Source organism: Pseudomonas sp. M47T1 (assembly GCF_000263855.1).
Taxonomy (GTDB): Bacteria; Pseudomonadota; Gammaproteobacteria; order Pseudomonadales; family Pseudomonadaceae; genus Aquipseudomonas.
Map to the genome: position 1 here is coordinate 49,329 of NZ_AJWX01000029.1, position 15,126 is coordinate 64,454.

At 59.1% G+C, this 15,126-nt stretch carries 14 protein-coding genes, 1 other RNA gene and 1 pseudogene; 7 read left to right on the forward strand and 9 right to left on the reverse strand.

The window, feature by feature from the left end:
- The first annotated feature begins 156 nt into the window (after positions 1-156).
- The 3 genes from PMM47T1_RS23835 to PMM47T1_RS23840 all read left to right on the forward strand — a co-directional run bounded on the left by PMM47T1_RS23835 (position 157) and on the right by PMM47T1_RS23840 (position 1,689).
- Complete coding sequence (locus tag PMM47T1_RS23835) at positions 157-438, forward strand: hypothetical protein (RefSeq protein ID WP_008373863.1); 282 nt, start codon at positions 157-159, stop codon at positions 436-438.
- Between the two features lie 91 nt (positions 439-529).
- Positions 530-921: a transfer-messenger RNA gene (gene ssrA, locus PMM47T1_RS29285) on the forward strand.
- A 258-nt stretch (positions 922-1,179) separates the two neighbouring features.
- A complete protein-coding gene (locus PMM47T1_RS23840) occupies positions 1,180-1,689 on the forward strand; it encodes a DUF4145 domain-containing protein (RefSeq protein WP_008373864.1) in 510 nt (169 codons plus the stop codon).
- A gap of 100 nt (positions 1,690-1,789) precedes the next feature.
- Here PMM47T1_RS23840 and PMM47T1_RS29955 read toward each other — a convergent pair whose 3' ends face one another.
- Positions 1,790-1,954 carry a hypothetical protein gene (locus PMM47T1_RS29955; protein WP_157213077.1) on the reverse strand — a complete coding sequence of 55 codons (165 nt, stop codon included), beginning with the start codon at positions 1,952-1,954 and terminating at the stop codon, positions 1,790-1,792.
- A gap of 26 nt (positions 1,955-1,980) precedes the next feature.
- A complete protein-coding gene (locus PMM47T1_RS23845; protein WP_008373865.1) occupies positions 1,981-2,613 on the reverse strand; it encodes a hypothetical protein in 633 nt (210 codons plus the stop codon).
- Between the two features lie 298 nt (positions 2,614-2,911).
- On the opposite strand from PMM47T1_RS23845, the gene PMM47T1_RS29960 reads away from it, so the two are divergent.
- The gene (locus PMM47T1_RS29960; protein WP_008373866.1) at positions 2,912-3,211 is read left to right on the forward strand and encodes a polymer-forming cytoskeletal protein; all 300 of its coding nucleotides are present in this window, start codon (positions 2,912-2,914) and stop codon (positions 3,209-3,211) included.
- A gap of 106 nt (positions 3,212-3,317) precedes the next feature.
- Here PMM47T1_RS29960 and PMM47T1_RS23850 read toward each other — a convergent pair.
- Positions 3,318-3,659, reverse strand: a pseudogene (locus PMM47T1_RS23850) (helix-turn-helix domain-containing protein); the annotation flags it as partial.
- Between PMM47T1_RS23850 and PMM47T1_RS29290 the strand changes: the two are divergent.
- On the forward strand, positions 3,626-3,826 hold the full coding sequence (locus PMM47T1_RS29290) for a hypothetical protein (protein ID WP_008373868.1): 201 nt from the start codon (positions 3,626-3,628) through the stop codon (positions 3,824-3,826). The pseudogene PMM47T1_RS23850 and the gene PMM47T1_RS29290 overlap by 34 nt on opposite strands.
- A gap of 346 nt (positions 3,827-4,172) precedes the next feature.
- On the opposite strand, the gene PMM47T1_RS23855 is transcribed toward PMM47T1_RS29290, so the two are convergent.
- Entirely contained in the window at positions 4,173-4,556 is a 384-nt protein-coding gene (locus PMM47T1_RS23855; RefSeq protein WP_008373869.1) for a response regulator, read from the reverse strand.
- A gap of 317 nt (positions 4,557-4,873) precedes the next feature.
- Positions 4,874-5,488: a recombinase family protein gene (locus PMM47T1_RS23860; RefSeq protein WP_008373870.1), complete on the reverse strand. Its 615-nt coding sequence runs from the start codon at positions 5,486-5,488 to the stop codon at positions 4,874-4,876.
- 202 nt (positions 5,489-5,690) lie between these two features.
- Here PMM47T1_RS23860 and PMM47T1_RS23865 point away from each other — a divergent pair, with 202 nt between their 5' ends.
- The gene (locus PMM47T1_RS23865) at positions 5,691-6,140 is read left to right on the forward strand and encodes a hypothetical protein (RefSeq protein WP_008373871.1); all 450 of its coding nucleotides are present in this window, start codon (positions 5,691-5,693) and stop codon (positions 6,138-6,140) included.
- Positions 6,141-7,691: 1,551 nt separating this feature from the next.
- Positions 7,692-7,913 carry a hypothetical protein gene (locus tag PMM47T1_RS23880; RefSeq protein ID WP_157213078.1) on the forward strand — a complete coding sequence of 74 codons (222 nt, stop codon included), beginning with the start codon at positions 7,692-7,694 and terminating at the stop codon, positions 7,911-7,913.
- A gap of 701 nt (positions 7,914-8,614) precedes the next feature.
- Here PMM47T1_RS23880 and PMM47T1_RS23895 read toward each other — a convergent pair.
- The 4 genes from PMM47T1_RS23895 to PMM47T1_RS23905 all read right to left on the reverse strand — a co-directional run bounded on the left by PMM47T1_RS23895 (position 8,615) and on the right by PMM47T1_RS23905 (position 14,969).
- Positions 8,615-12,160 carry a hypothetical protein gene (locus tag PMM47T1_RS23895; RefSeq protein WP_008373877.1) on the reverse strand — a complete coding sequence of 1,182 codons (3,546 nt, stop codon included), beginning with the start codon at positions 12,158-12,160 and terminating at the stop codon, positions 8,615-8,617.
- 3 nt (positions 12,161-12,163) lie between these two features.
- A complete protein-coding gene (locus PMM47T1_RS29965; protein WP_157213079.1) occupies positions 12,164-14,404 on the reverse strand; it encodes a hypothetical protein in 2,241 nt (746 codons plus the stop codon).
- A gap of 80 nt (positions 14,405-14,484) precedes the next feature.
- Positions 14,485-14,694: a hypothetical protein gene (locus PMM47T1_RS29970; RefSeq protein ID WP_157213080.1), complete on the reverse strand. Its 210-nt coding sequence runs from the start codon at positions 14,692-14,694 to the stop codon at positions 14,485-14,487.
- A gap of 74 nt (positions 14,695-14,768) precedes the next feature.
- The gene (locus tag PMM47T1_RS23905) at positions 14,769-14,969 is read right to left on the reverse strand and encodes a hypothetical protein (RefSeq protein ID WP_008373879.1); all 201 of its coding nucleotides are present in this window, start codon (positions 14,967-14,969) and stop codon (positions 14,769-14,771) included.
- Positions 14,970-15,126: the final 157 nt, after the last annotated feature.

The following is a 15,126-nucleotide window of genomic DNA, read 5'->3' on the forward strand; positions in this document are numbered from 1 at the left end:
ACGCTTTTTCACACTATCCCCGCGCAAATATTTCGAACCCCTTCACACGCCCAAAGTCCATCTTTCATGGCCTGTGAAAAAGGCTCAACTCCGCTCGGTGCCTGAGCCTTTCGTGGTCGGCGCTGCCGAGTCTTCCCCCTGCTGAGGAGACTTACCATGAACCGTCTAACCCTGTCCGGCCTGTGCATGGCCGCCGCCCTGATGACCAGCCACGCCTTCGCCGCCGACGACCTGTGCGCCGCCAACCTGCAGAAAATCGACGACGCCGACAAAACCGCCGGCAGCGTCTCTGCGCAGATCATGGAGCAAAACAAGGAAGACATCGAAAAAGCCAAGGCCGCCCAGGCCAGCGGCGACAAGAAAACCTGCATCGCCCTGTCGGAGCGCGTGTGGCAGTCCATCGACAAAGCCACCAACAGCGACAGCAAAGGCCAGTAACAGGCAAAGCATGACAGACGGTCGACTCACGGCGCGTTTTGCCGTACACTGATCGTCTGCCCGCTAACGCGGACAGGCAAGAGCAGAAAGCGGGGCCGATTAGGATTCGACGCCGGTAACGAAACTCTAGGTGCATGCCGAGTGGGTAACAGAACTCGTAAATCCACTGTTGCAAACTTTATAATTGCCAATGATGACAATTACGGGGAATTCGCTCTCGCCGCGTAAGCGGTGTTAGCTTTCCCTTCTGGTAGCTTCGGCTCCAGCAATCGTTAGAGGATGTCTGTAAACTCGAAGCGATTGTCATATAGAACAGAATCGTCGCCTAGTACGTTGTGGACGAAGCGCCTAAAACTTACACAACTCGCCTGAAGCACCCTGCCCGTCGGGCGGCCGAGGGTTAACTCAATAGACACGGCTAAGCATGTAGAACCGACAGCAGAGTACTGGCGGACGGGGGTTCAAATCCCCCCGGCTCCACCAAATAAGCTTTACAAATCAAGCACTTAGCGATTATCGCAAGTGCTTTTTTTGTGCCCAATTGGGTTGTTTTGGCTCAGAAATGCCAGCTTTATGACAGCCTGGCAAGTGGAATAAAACCAACACGGTACGCGGCCTATGCCGAAATCCTACTGCAATTATTGTTCGGGCCTCACCAACCATGAGGAGGTCGCCGTCCGCGCGACCAGTGGGCACGATGGGCACCCAGAGTATCCATGTGAGTGGGGAACGTACTACCGAATGCTGCAGTGTCTCGGCTGCGAAACAGTCGTGCTGCGCGTAGACCATTGGCATTCAGAATACGACATGGGTGATCAGAGCGAGTTTTATCCCCCACGCGCATCCCGTCGCCCACCACTCTGGATGTGGCAAATTCCTGATGGATGGCGAGTTTTACTCGCCGAGATTTACACCGCGCTTCAGGCCGACAGTAAACGCCTGGCTATGATGGGAGCCAGAGCCCTTCTTGACGTCTACATGAACGACAACGTAGGAGATCTCCGTACCTTCGATCTTAAGCTCTCGGCATTGGTCGAAAAGGGGCGGATTACGGACAGCGACAAGGCAGTTCTTGTGGCCGCCTTGGAAGCAGGACATGCGGCCACTCATCGGGGTCATCTGCCATCAGATGCGGACATCGCCCACGCTATGGATATCGTTGAAAACCTACTACAGCGGCATCTCCTTCAATTCTCCGCGGAAGCTTTGGCCAAGGCCACACCGCCTAGACCGAACAAGAAGCAGGTCTAAATTACCGCCAGCAGGGCTCGCAGCGAAGCAATCTCGATCAAAAAGAAAGCCCCCACAAAAAAACCCGCCTCAAGAGCGGGTTTTTTGGATAATCCTGGATTCAAGCAGTCAGGATCGGCTCAACCAAACCTTTCGCGGCACAAATCTCGTGGATATCTTGAGTTGCCTTTTTGTACGAAGCCACCGCCTCGCGGGTACGCTCGGCGTTTTGCTTCCGCTGCTCTGCTGTAGCAGGCTTGAGATACCTTAACGATTTACCAGTCATATCGCCATCTCCACTCCGTTGTATTCTCAGACAGGAATCAGGCAGTCCTGGTTCCCGTAATAACAATCTCTCAACCGCATAACCCAATGCCGATACTTCAGGCCATCGGGCTCATGGACCATGCATTCAGGCGGCTCATCCCTCAGCTGGCCGTCGGGACCAATGCGAAGGAAAACTTGATACATCGTCTCGAACAGATCATCGAAGATTTTCATCTGCTGCGCCAAAGGCCCTTTCAGCGGATGGTCGTCTCCAACCTCATCGGCGAAACAGAGATAGTCCCCTTGCGTCTTGCGAGGTCTGTGATACATCACAACCCCAGGCTTACGGGGCATCAGTGACTGCACATTCGTCGTCGAGCGAAGCAGAAAGTACAGCCAGACGGTGGCTGCTGCGCTCATGATGTAACGACTATAGGTTATTTCGACCGATGCCTTGGTTTCGTTAAGAGCATCGATCAAGGCGACCATTTTGTCCACACGCCCGCCAGCGTTATGTCGCAGATGGAGCTCAATGGCCGTTCCTGCTGGCGCATCCTTAAGTAAGGCAACCACCGGATCAACGGTCTCCGCCGAAATCTCGTTGGGAAGCTCGAGCCTAAGGCGCGACTGAAGAGCAGCCCCCTCCAATTCAGCAGTTGGGTTAACGTCCGCTTCCAATGCAGTCTTCCGGTGATGATTTTGGATGCGCGATCTTACAGAGCGGCGCTCCTGCCATCAATACGATGTCGCAAGTCTTTACAATACCATTCATCGGGATAACTGGTTTTATGCGTAGGCTGGTAACCAAAACCAGCCTGATACCTTCAGCGTCCTTCAGAGTCGCCCGGCGCTGAACCTGCGCGAATCCGACTTGGAAGGCACCCGTAGAAAAACACGCTATTCTCTCAGCAGCCCAGAGAGCTGGGCCTGCAAATCACTCCCCCAACGATGGCGCGCAAGGCGCAGAGGTCGATGCATGAAGATGGAGAACGGCAAGATCGTAGGCGACATCCAAATCGCTGAAGACTTTCAACTCAATGGCACCGTGACCGGCTCAGTGACAGTTTCCCCGAACGCGCACTTCCAACTCCAGGGAATGGTTCTGAAAAATTTAGTTATCGAGGCTGGAGGATCCGCAGAAATCAACGGGACGGTACAAGGATATGTGACCAATTCCGGGAGCCTTGTAGTACGCGGTGTTATCAAAGGGTTGCTTAGCACCCTTTCAGGCACAACAGAAACTACCGCATCAGCTCGAATCTCTAGCCAAGCTTAATGGCGCGCTACCGAAGCTTCCTCTGGAGGCTGCCAAGCCAGCTAATTGGTCTGGCTTGATCACCGAGCGGCTTAGAGGACAAATTGGAATTCCCCCCAGGATCGCTTCAGAGGTGGGCATCACGAACGCGTAGCACCGTCGTGGTTGAGCAGGACGCGTGTCTCGCGATCGCCCGAATGCCCAGCCCAGCGCCGAGTAATTCGAGAATCCGTTTGTGCAAGTCGATATCGACCGGTCGACCTTGATATTTACCTTCAGCTTTCGCCTTCTCGATTCCCTGAGCTTGGCGCTCACGGCGCTGTTCATAATCCTTACGAGCTATCGCAGCCATCATCTCCATCAGCATTGAATTGATCGCAGCAAGCATACGGCCGGTGAATTCGTCTCCTTTGGTGATTTTCCTCCCCTGGTGACTTGTCGGCACGTCCAGCGCAACCATTCGCAGCCCAAGTCAAATCGGACCTCGCCCTCGGCGCGGCCATCGAGGAGCTGGCCCTGTGGGCCGAGCAGAACGGCGGTGCCCAGGCGGCGACGAATGCTCGCGACGCGTTGACCGCGCTGGACGAGTCCAGTGAGCTGATAGGCTACTGCCTGGAAGAGCTAGGGAATGAGTGACGCAACCGATAAATACGCTGAAGGATTGGCACCTCCACCCTCTATGAAACGCTGACCGGGTGGGGCATGATCTCTCAATGCCACTACCGAGGCGGACGTCATGCCAGACAGGCCGATCAAGCTCAGGAGATGGAACGAGTCATGGAGACTGATAGGGGACAACTTGCAGTGCTCCCGATGTGGTCGGGTTCAGGATAAGCGGTATCGGGCCCAGCCTTTTGTCCACGCTGCTGATTGCCTGGCTAAAACGGACGAGCCTCAGGTGCCGTGGCGTGACCTATACGATATTCTCCATTCGATATTCGGAGCTGAGGGATGACCGGGCGCCGAAGGGAAAGCAAGAACGCTACAGCGGGTTAAACGATACCTGACGCACAGCCTGCGAAAGAGCCTCCATTGACCACGGCTTTTGGAGATAAAGCACATGCGGTGGGATCTCAATGACTTCCGATGCGTATCCTGAGGTGAGTATTGATGGAACCCCAGGCCATCGCTGTTTCACTTCCTTCAAGAGATCCGCGCCGGTCAGGGCCCCGGGAACGCCGTAGTCCGCAATAACAAGGTCGCAGACGCCCTGGACGCTTGCCAGGTATTGAAGGCCCTCGTCGGCGGTGGGGAACGCAACGCAACGGCTGAAGAAGTCCGTCATCATATCCTCCACCAGCATTCGAATTGCCGCATCATCCTCGATTACGACCACCAGCTTCTTCAGCGGGAAGCGGTTATCCATCAGCCCTCCAGTACTTCCTTATGGCTTTGCGGTTCTATTTACACCACTCAAGGCACGATACCCAAGATATTTCTATTCAGCCGCACGACTGCGACTAGCGCCCATCAAACAGAATGGCGCGCCAGCTATCCAGGATGGCAAACCTTCGCGTAATCCTGCAGCGCCCTCAGGGCTGAGCGCTCGGATGAGGTCAGCGCGGAGATCGAAAACAGCTTGTCCAGCTTCTCCACTGAGTTCGACTATTCCTACATTGCCCATACCGGCGGTGCGGGCGGTACCGGCCACCCCGCTGCCACCGCCACTGTTTGCGGAGCACCTCAAACGTTAATATCGCGGATGCGTAGCACCGTGGTGGTCGAACATGCGGCGTGCCTAGCAGTTGCCCGGATGCCCAGGCCCGCGGCCAGAAGCTCAGTGACGCGCTTGTGCAGATCGGCATCCACTGGTCGCCCCTGGTACTTTCCTTCGGCTTTCGCCTTTTCGATCCCTTGAGCCTGCCGCTCGCGGCGCTGCTCGTAATCCTTGCGAGCTATCGCGGCCATCATCTCCACCAGCATTGAATTGATGGCTGCAAGCATGCGGCCAGTGAACTCGTCACCCTTCGTGTCTTTCATTCCCTGGTGGCTTGTCGGCAGGTCCAGGGCGACGATTCGCAGCCCTTTGGAGTCAATGGCGGCCTTCAGCTTCTGCCAGTCCGTGCCCGGCAAGCGAGACAGCCGATCTATCGATTCGACCAGGAGCACGTCTCCATTGCGGGCATCTTTTAGCAGGCGCATCAGCTCGGGACGATCCACACTCGCACCACTCGCGTTCTCCATGTACTCACTGGCGATGGCTTGGCCACGCTCGGTAGCGAAGTGCTCAAGTGCGGCACGAGCCCGGCTGGCGTCTTGCTCAACAGTGGATGCTCGGAGATAGGTACGGACGAACATGGCGGTGCTCCTAGTGGCGTATCACTTTGGGTGTTGCTGAAAGAAGTGTTGCATTTTAGGTGTTCCTTATCAAGCAGAAAGCTTAGAAAAGATAAAATCAAAGCGTATTAGCTAAGGTGTACCCATAAATGACACCCGCCGCAGCTATGGCGTCTGCCGTCTGAGCTAGGTAGCATTACGCCACCTCAAGAGGAGCCCCCGCATGGCACGACGCCGATCAAGCATCCCTGAATTGCTCATGATCAAAATCCTATCCGTCTTGGTGATCCCAGTGGTTGGGTACTACGCGGTCAGTCAAATAATGCAGACCGCATTTACCCAGCAGATCGCCACGATCCAGGCTGTCAATCAGCAGGCTCAGGAACAGCAGCAGCGCAGCATCGAGGTCGCTCGACAACAGAAAGTCGCCGCGGCTCGAGCGGCCCAGGCAGCCAATGAGCAATACATCGAGGAGGCCCGCCGCCGAGGTGCGGCAGAGCAGGCGAAGACGCAGGCATGGTATGCCTCCTATCAAGCACCCAAGGGATGCAACAACTGGAAAACCGACACCCAAATGGTCGCGTGTGTAGAGCAAGAAAATGCGGCCAAGCAGGAGTTCGATCGGAAATGGGATGCCGGGCTGAAAGAAACATCCCAACCAACCATGCGGTAGCGTTAGCCGCCAGGCAGAGAGCAAGGAGAATTAAGTTTGACCGCCGAAACCGATACCACCCTTCACCGAATTATCGAGGTCGTAGATTCGACCGGATCATCGCATCAGATAGAGGACTACACCGTTTGGGCTGTCACGCGTAATCACAACGTGGTTCGAAGGACAGAAATTGGCCGCAAGCTTTTTTGCGGTGGCGTCTCAGTGGCAATTATCCGTGATGGAGTATTCCGCACTGCGGATGGAAAGACGCTGACATCGAACAAGCCGCCCGAACCTCGCCACCCCTGACCCAATAAAATTCGCAGTTACATGAACTGCAACGCCGCAGTGCTTCAACCAGTCCGGTGCCGGCACGGTTTCCACTACCAACAGATGGTTTCCGTGGAAACCATCGTGGCAACTAGGTTTTGGCAACCAAGGCCTTCACCGCCGGCCAGGCTGCGTACCGTGTTGCGTACCAGCCGCTGCGTACCGTTCGTACTCCAGAGTTCGTACCGTTCGTACCGGCGCACTCCTGGCCGGCCTGCAGACGCCTTTGACGCATTCCCAGTACGTGAAACTGCTGCGAGAAAACTGCGTGATCCGGTCGCCTGGGCTGGTAACCAGCTGTGGTAACCGCCGTGGTAACCAAGCGGTAACTACTCCCGGCGCCCAGGTCGCTATCCGTGGATACCCTGGCCTGGATACCGGCCAACGGCTGTAACCTTGCCTGTAACCATGCGTACCGCCACCTACTACTTTCGTACAACCCTGAGCCGTACCGATCTGAGCCTATGGCAGCATGACTTCGCGAATACCCATTGCTATGGAGGCTCGGTTTGGCAGACGGGTTTGTGGTTTTAGGGCTATCGGCGCTACTGCTGTTGATCTCACTAGGCGCTTTTATTCTGGAGTACGTCGCTGCTTACGGACTGCAGGATCGCGGTATTGCGAAGCACCGTCGCTTTTTCAAGGTAGTAGGATTTTGCGCAGGCGGGGCCGGGACTCTAGGGATCATCGCAACGACTTTTTGGCCAGGCTGAGCTCCCGGCATAGCCTCAGGCGCAATTCGTCGGCGAGTCTTTTCAGCTGGTCGGCACCGGCATACCATCGAGCCTCGACCGAATGAGGAAGCATTGTGCGGCCTGACCCAACTCGCATCCGTCACGCATTTAGATTCACCGTGTCCTGCTTGGGCATGGCTATCGTCGCGCTCATGGTCGCCAGAGAGGTGCGCTATCTCCACGGTTACTTCAAACCCAGTGCAGACCTAGTCCGGCAGGAGGCGCCGATTACCTGGAAGCCGGCCCCTCCAACCCTCCCGACGCTGCAGGATTTGCCGCCCGGCCTGCTGAAGGTTAGCGGGGGCGAACTCAAGTAACGCGTGATCACGAACCTTTCACATCTACCGGAGTAGGGTGAAGTTACTCCTTTGTGATTCCCCTGCCCGCTAACCCCCATCGCGGGCATTTTTTTGCCTCGAGAGCAGGCGGGTATGCCGCTTATCCAAGTAGGAAGCCCGTGGCCACCGGGCGATCTATGCTGAAAGCTCATGTCGAGAGGGATCTAGCCATGGTTTCCACCACGAGGATGCAGGCGCTCCGCGAACTGGTGCTTGCGAACAACCCACACTTGGCCGACGAAATAGATGAGATCACCGACTTGCAGTTGCTGATCTTAGTGAAGGCCTCCATTGGGTCCGACCCGACCGCCGACCCAGTCGAGACCAAGCAGATGATGGCATTCTTCGATAGGCTCATCGAGGAGAAGCGGCAGTCAGCCACCAAGCACTGAGAGAGCTCGGGGTTTCGGGGTCGAAACCCAACCCTACGCCCGCTGAAGGGACTGCACGATCTCGTTGTACCTGGCGGTGCGCTCTTGGAAGCGTATCTGCGCGGGGCTGGCCCCAATCCAGCGGTCCATGTAGGTGCTTTTCCTCAACCCTGACTCCAGCGCATCAGCCCAAGTGTCCCCGCGCAGCCGGCGCATTTTCACGGTTTGCCACTTCAAGCCTCGTAGATCAGCCCACTCCATAGCCGGGCGGGTCTCTCCGTCAAGCGTCACCGGCGTGGCGCCAGCGCAGATGGTCGAGCGTATGGGCATGCGGGGAATAATGAGGGGCTGGGTGGTGCTGGTCGAAGTGTGCATATTCAAGCCATCCAGGGAGTTGTCCAGATGGGCTGAATCTATGTGACTGAAAATTGAGTTGTGACTGAATCTCGGCTAGGTCAGTCCGGGCGGGCGAAGCCTTCAAGAATCCAGACAAAAGCAGCGCCGCAAACGTATAGGACGAGTGCGGGGGCGACACCGAACAACAGTATGGCCCGCATGTCGGCCGCAAGGGGGTTGCCCGTAGATAGGAACACTGTACTTGTCAGGCATAACCAAACAACCGACAGCACCAACCAGGCCCGCCGAAATCCCCGCTTGTACGCAAACCTGACCCGAACGTTCTGCATGGTGCCCCCTTCCGTAGTGGCACCATCGTAAAGCCGTTACCGGGTGGCTGGCAATTTATCGTCCCGGCTCCTGGTGCTCTCCGTCAGGTAAGTGAGCGGGCCCACTGCCGCCACCCTGGCCGCCGATTCATGCCCCAGTGCTGCCACCCAGCGTTTGTAGGCCGCTGTGCGCATGAGCTGCTTTTCCCGAGCAACGACGTTCGCGCGCATGGTGCCGCCGGCCGCCGCGAAGGCCTTGAGAGCGTCCATCAGGCGGTCCGAACCTAGCAGCGCAGAGGCCGTAACATCGATTGGCGGCTTTTCTCGGGCCGCCCACTTGCCGGCCAGGACCGCGAGCGCTCCTAGGCCGGGGTGCCCAAACAGGGAGGTCACACCGCTTGCAGCGGCGACCTTCTTACCGGTGTCCCACAATCTGGCAATCATGCCATCGCTTTCCGTGTAGCCCTTGAGCACATCCAGAATCCGACCGGAGTGGATGTTCTTGTTGAGGCCATTGGCGAGGCCTGTAGCCACTTTCGCGATGTTTTCCAAGTCGGGTTGCGCAGCGCCTGGAAGGTATTTCATGAGCGCCGCTTTAGCGGCCGGCTGCCGGGACAAGTCGGCCCAGAGCTTGGCAAAGCCAGGCGCGGTGATGCCCCGGCCCGACGATCTGGCGCCATTCGTGAAAAGATCATTCATCACCGTCATTACGACCTGCCGCTGCATGGCAGGCGGCAGCTTTTCCATCACTGCCTCGAACCGCCCTACCTCGCCATTTTTCAGTCCCACCAGAGCAGAGCCGACTTTTGTCGTGATCGCGTCGCTGAAGTCTTTGCCAATCAGGCTTACCAGGTTGCCGTGCCAGTGGCCCCGCTCTGCGGCGAGTGCCCTTGCGTTGTCGAACTCACCCGCTACGCCGTGGGCATCAGCCACTCGGCGCTGGTCACTCAGCAGCGATTGATGCAAGGCCAGGTCGGCGTGGTCTTGATCCGTCAGCATTTCGCCTGCCCGCGCCTTCGCCTCGATTTTCTGAATGATGGGATTGATGCGTTGACGGGCAGTGTCAAGCGTCTGAAAGCTTGGAGTCCTGAGGCTGGCGTCTGGAGCCCTGCCGGTGACAACATCCTGTAGGCGCCCAGCGCTGGAAGCCAGGTTGTCCAGGCGCTGTACAGCATCAGGTTGAAGCCACTGGGCGAGCCTGGCCTTGGCCCCGGCATTCTGGCTGAGGTTCGACCAGAAAGCCGTTAGAGCCGGGATGTTCAGCTCTTTGCCTTTGCCGCCGGCGGCCACGTCACCAATGCCAGTCATCAGCACCTGCTGCTTGAGGCTATCAGGGATGGTTGCCATGGAGCGGTCGAACGCCTGGAAGTTACCCTTCGCCAGCGCCTTCAGCGCGGAGCTTACGGTGCTGGTGATGGCTCCGGACTGATCCTTGCCAATAGCGGCCTGTAGCCCTTCCTCCATCCCCTTGCGCTGAGCTACCAAGGCCTTGGCCTGCTGGTACTGGGCGCCCAGCTCAGGACTGATCGAATTGACCGCAGCTTCCTGATCGCGGCTGAGAGCAGAATAAAGGGCATCGCGGTCGGTGTCCTCCAGGTCCTTGAACGCGCCTTTGCCCTTGTAGGCCATCCCGAGCTCCTTTCTGACCCGATCAATAGCGGCATAGTTGGGATGGATGATGCGATTCTCGACCTGGCCCGGGAAAAGTGCTCCCTTCGGGACGGTAATGGTTTGAGGCGCAAGAACGCTGAGGGCTCGCTGCTGATCCCGGTTCAGCAGGCGCTTATCTCCAAGCTCTGCCTGGCGCGCGCGAACGTATCCAACGGTGTTGTCCGCCGGGACTGGGGTCTTGCCTGGGATTGCCTGTTTGACCCCCTGATACAGGGCGTCGGACTGCGCCTCCAGTTGGTCGATGGCGCCATTAGTCTGCGTCTTGAAAGCATCCGACACCTTGGCCTTATCGAAGCTGCCGCCGTAGTCCGAGACGATGTTGTCTGCGTCCTGGGCCAGGGCGCGCGCCGTGTCAGCGTGACGCTCAGGTACTTTCAACCCTGCCGCGAACACCGGCGCCTTACCCGCATCAGGGTCCACTGCTAGGATTGAGCGCACTTGGCGCTCCGCATTGCTAAGCAGTGACGGGTCATTGTTGAGCCCGCTCAACCGACTGTCGAAGTGGGCAAGCGAGTCAGTGGCCGGAGCAGGCGTATCTCTTGGCACTGCGGCCGCAACCCGGCCATAGCTTTCGGTGGACTGCCTGCTAAGATCGTTGATGGCATCCAGGCTTTGGTCACGGAAGTTGGCCGACACTGCCGCCTTATCCGTGCTACCGCCAAAGTCCGTGATGAACTGATCGGCTCGATTGCCCAAGGCGTCGTGAAACACATCCTGCTGCGCGCCGAGCGGGCTGCCCACCTTCGAGGCCAGACCTTGAATCACACCAAGGGTTGCAGGATCTTGAATAATTGCCCCTGGCGGGAGAGGTTCGCTAATACCCAACTGTTGCGCAGCGTCGATTACGCCCTGGTCGGGGTTCGACTGGTTGATCAGGGTGTCCACCTTTCTATCAGCAGATCGGCGGCCTGCGGTCGCGGCCTCCACGACCGACTGCGGCGCGGGCTGAGCGGCCGCTGGCGGGGCTCCAATCAAGCGCTGAGCCGCAGCCTCGGGCGCCTCGCCACCGGCCACTGCCGAGTCGAAATTCTGGGTCAGGTTTTCACCCTGCGCGCGGCGAGCGGCGATATTGTCCCGAACTGCCTGCCCAAGAGCGCCAGCACCACGGGCCAGGACTTCACCGGCAGCGCCACCAGCGCCAGCCAACGCAACGTCGGCAGGATCGAACGTACCGCTGGCGGCCGCCTGGGCAGCCTGAATGCCAGCTTCAGTTGCGGCAGAAGCACCAGCAACAGCAGCGGCACCTTTGAGCACACCACCGCCCACGGCGCCGGCTGCGCGCCCGGCAGGACTGTAGAGCGCGGTCGTGGCAGCAAGCTGGAGCGCATCCATTGCCGACGCGCCTGGCTTGTTCACTACCGCCCTGGCGCCGGTCTTGTTGTTGGCCACCAGGATGTTGCCCTTCTCGTCGGTCTCCACACCGATGTCCGGCGAGGCAGCCTGCAGGATCTTGGCAGCCTCGGCCGGGTCGTAGGTGGTCAACAGCGTGGCGCTGATCTGCGCGGCCTTCGCTGGTGATACGCCGGCGCCAGCCAGCAGGCCGGAGTTCTGCAGTTCCGGCAGTTCCTTCGTTGCTCGGGTCTGCCGATCAGCTCCAGTGAAGAAGTTGCCGATACGGTCCAACATTCCAGGCTGCTCAGGGGCCTGTGGCGGGGGAGCAGGCTGCGGCGATGCGGGAGGCGAGCCCGGTGCTGATGCGCCGACCGGTGCAAGCGGCTGGCTCTGTCCGGTCTGGCCCGGCTGCGGGATTGGCGCGGACTTTGGCGCCGGGTAGGCGCTGAAGAATTGATTACGGGCATCGCCCACATCGCCACTGCTGAGGTTGGGCGCCACCACGCTGTCGAAGTACTGATTCTGGGCATCGGCCTTCTGATCGTCGGGCAAGGCCTGGTATTCAGGCTTGGCGATCACATCACTCCATTTGTCAGCCATGGATTAGCCTCCCCACAGTGCGGAATGATCTTTCTTCTGTCCCTGCGCGGCGGCACGAGCCTGGGCGGCAGGCTGCGGCGCTGGCTGCTGGGCTTGCTGGGGCTGCTGACTGGCGCCTTGGTCTGGCGAAAGCCCGATGGAGCCGTCCAACACCTCATCAGTATCCAATGGCCCAATGCCCTGGTTTTTGCGACGGCTATTGATCATACCGACGCGAACCTTTGAAGCCTGGGCGTTCAGCGCCTGAATTTCGCTGAGGCGCTGCTTCACGACCTTTGGGTCGTTGGTGCTGGCAAACAGCTCATTCCACGCCCTTACGGCATCGCCCTCTGTCTGAGTGCCCTTGTTCAGCCTGAGGCTGTCGTTGCGCATCTTTTCCATGGCGGCCTGGAACGATGCAAGATTGGCGCTTTCTTGAGTACTGATCCCGGCGTAGTTCAGCGCTTTGTTGCCAAGGTTGCCCAAGGCCGAAAGCTTCAGCGTTCCGTTATCGATCTGCTGATTGATGTTGCCAAGCTGAGTGTTCATGCTTTTCACATTGCCCAGAGCCTCGATGTCACTGTCCTCTAGCTTTTGCAGGCCCACCGGCAGGTTGCCGACCTTCCGGCCACCGTTGGCCGCCAACTGGTTGTCTTTGGCAGCCGCCGCGTTTGCTTGAGCTGTCTTTGCCGCAGTGAGTTGGCGCGCCGCAGCTTTCTCGCCGGTCGGGTCCATGGCCTGCTGAAGTGCGGCCCTGGCCGAATCGGGAGCGCCGGGCGCCAGGGCGGCCGCCTGCAGGTCCTCCAGTCGACTGGCCTGGCGTAGCTGCTGCTGGGCGCCCTGCCGCCGTACTGAGTCGTCGTACACGCCCTGGGCCATTTGGACATTTTCCAGGCTGTTGGCCCGCATCTGATCCAGGGAGGCGTCGGTCTGCTTGTCCTGCTTGGTCAGCGGCCGGCTGCTGTCGTGAACGACGTTGAAATTGTTGTTGCGCGTGTTCTGTGCCAGAGCGTTGTCGAGACGGTCCTCGTTCGCCCACTGCTGACGCATATCATGCAACTGCTGGTAGCCGGCCATGGCCCGGGCAGCGTCACCTGGTGCGCCGACACTGAAATTACTTTGGCCAGTGAACCCGTTCAGGGTCGGGCGACCAGCAGCATCGCGCTGGGCACTGGGATCGTTGCTGAAGGATGGAACGCCGTCCGTGCCGACCTTCCCGACGATCTGGCCACCTTGGGCGCCGATGCCGATGCCAGTGGGCTGGAATCCGTTCAAAGTCGGTCCAGAGCTCGCTGGCTGGCTCGACGGGGCGCCGGCCACCTGCGCAGCGCCGACGGAGGTGTCAGCGGCTTGTGGCGCAGTCGTCGGAGTTGTGGCGGCGGGCGCGGAGTTCCCAGGCGCCTGAACTGCCGCTGATTGCGGTGAGCTCGCAGCCCCTGATGCGATATCGGTCAGCGAAGGCATTGCGCTACGGGCTGCCGGTGCGGCCGATCCGGGCTGCTGGGTGGCCAGAGGCGCGGCTGCCGGTGCTGGCGTCTGTGGCGAGATCCCGCTGGAGAGCAGGTCACGCCCGGCCAGGTTAGGCTGGGCAGTATTGCCCCCGCCAATAGCAGCTCCTGCTTGCTGACCGATATCGGTGAGCGACGGCATTCGAGATTGCGGGCTGAAGCTGGAGTCTGCCAGCGCGGCAGAGCCCGCCCCAGGCGTATTCGAGGCGGTCGCGCCAGGAAGCGCGAGCGAGCTACCGCCCGCCGGAGCAGAAGCCCCCGCTGCTGGGCGGCCAATATCGGTGAGCGATGCCATCGGCTGCCGACTGGTGCTCAGGTTGCTGGCCGCCGCGCCAGGTGCGCCAAGCGAGCCCAGCCCCGGAGCTGGAGATCTTGTTTGGTCTGCGCCTGGCATGGCTACTTGCGATAGCGACGGCGCGGTGGTCGGGGGCGGCGACGAATGTCCGAGGTACTGAGCCGGCGTGTTGGTCGCATCAAATGAGGTTTGCCCGGCTGGCAGCCCTACGTCAGAAAGCGACGACATGCGTGGCGCGCTGGAGGTCTGGGGAGCGCTTGATGCGGCTGGAGTAGGCTGCGAAGCGTTGGGCTGGCCCACCTGCGTGAGGGACGGCATCGGGTTGGGCAACTGCTGGGTTGCGCGACCAACCGGGCCCTGGCTCTGGTACTGAGCCGGAAGGTTCGTCTGGTCGAAAGAAGTCTGTTTGGTGCGTGCTGCGTTGGTGAGCGGCAGATCGCCGTCAATGTCGCCAATGGCCATGGTTAGCACTCTGTCGGGGTGGGCGGGCTTCACTACAGAATTTGTGACTGAAAACCCGCCGACAACCACTACGAGAGAATTTATTCCATGGCCGCTTTTTCGGCACGGCGCGGGCTGTAGCGCGATGGCCTGAATGCATCCTCCCAAGCCACACCACGGCGGCGGCGAGTCTTCAGTGTCTTCCAATGCAGCCCAAACAACTCAGCCCACTCCATGGCGGTCTTGGTATGCCCGAAAAGCAATACCGGTGTTTTAGCGGCGCAGACGTAATTCGGCATGGAGTGGCTCATCGACGGTCCCCTGGCTGAGATTCAACGCAGTAAATGTGACTGGATCAGCTTGTGAAGCCCCATACCAGCACGAATCAGTCGGGTTGTTCTGGCGCCAGCACAGCGGCCGGAGCGTCGACACGGATCGACAGGCTTTTTTCCGTCAGAGCGATCAGCAGTGCATTGGCCTCCAGATTGCCTTGCTCTGCTGCCGTTTTCAGCCGTTCCCAAGCAGCGCGAATCTCTGCCCGGGTCGGCTTTGATTGGTGGCCACGCTCACCAATTTTTCGTTCCATGGTTCCTCCTCGATGGGACTGGGGTGCGACCAAGCCTGGAAGTGATTGCCTATCCAGTGTTTTTTATGTGCACCCCAAGTGATACGGATCTCAGGCCAAGAACGCTATGCATTCGGGCAGAGGTTCAAAGCGTTTTTGTTGCAGTAATTTTCCACCA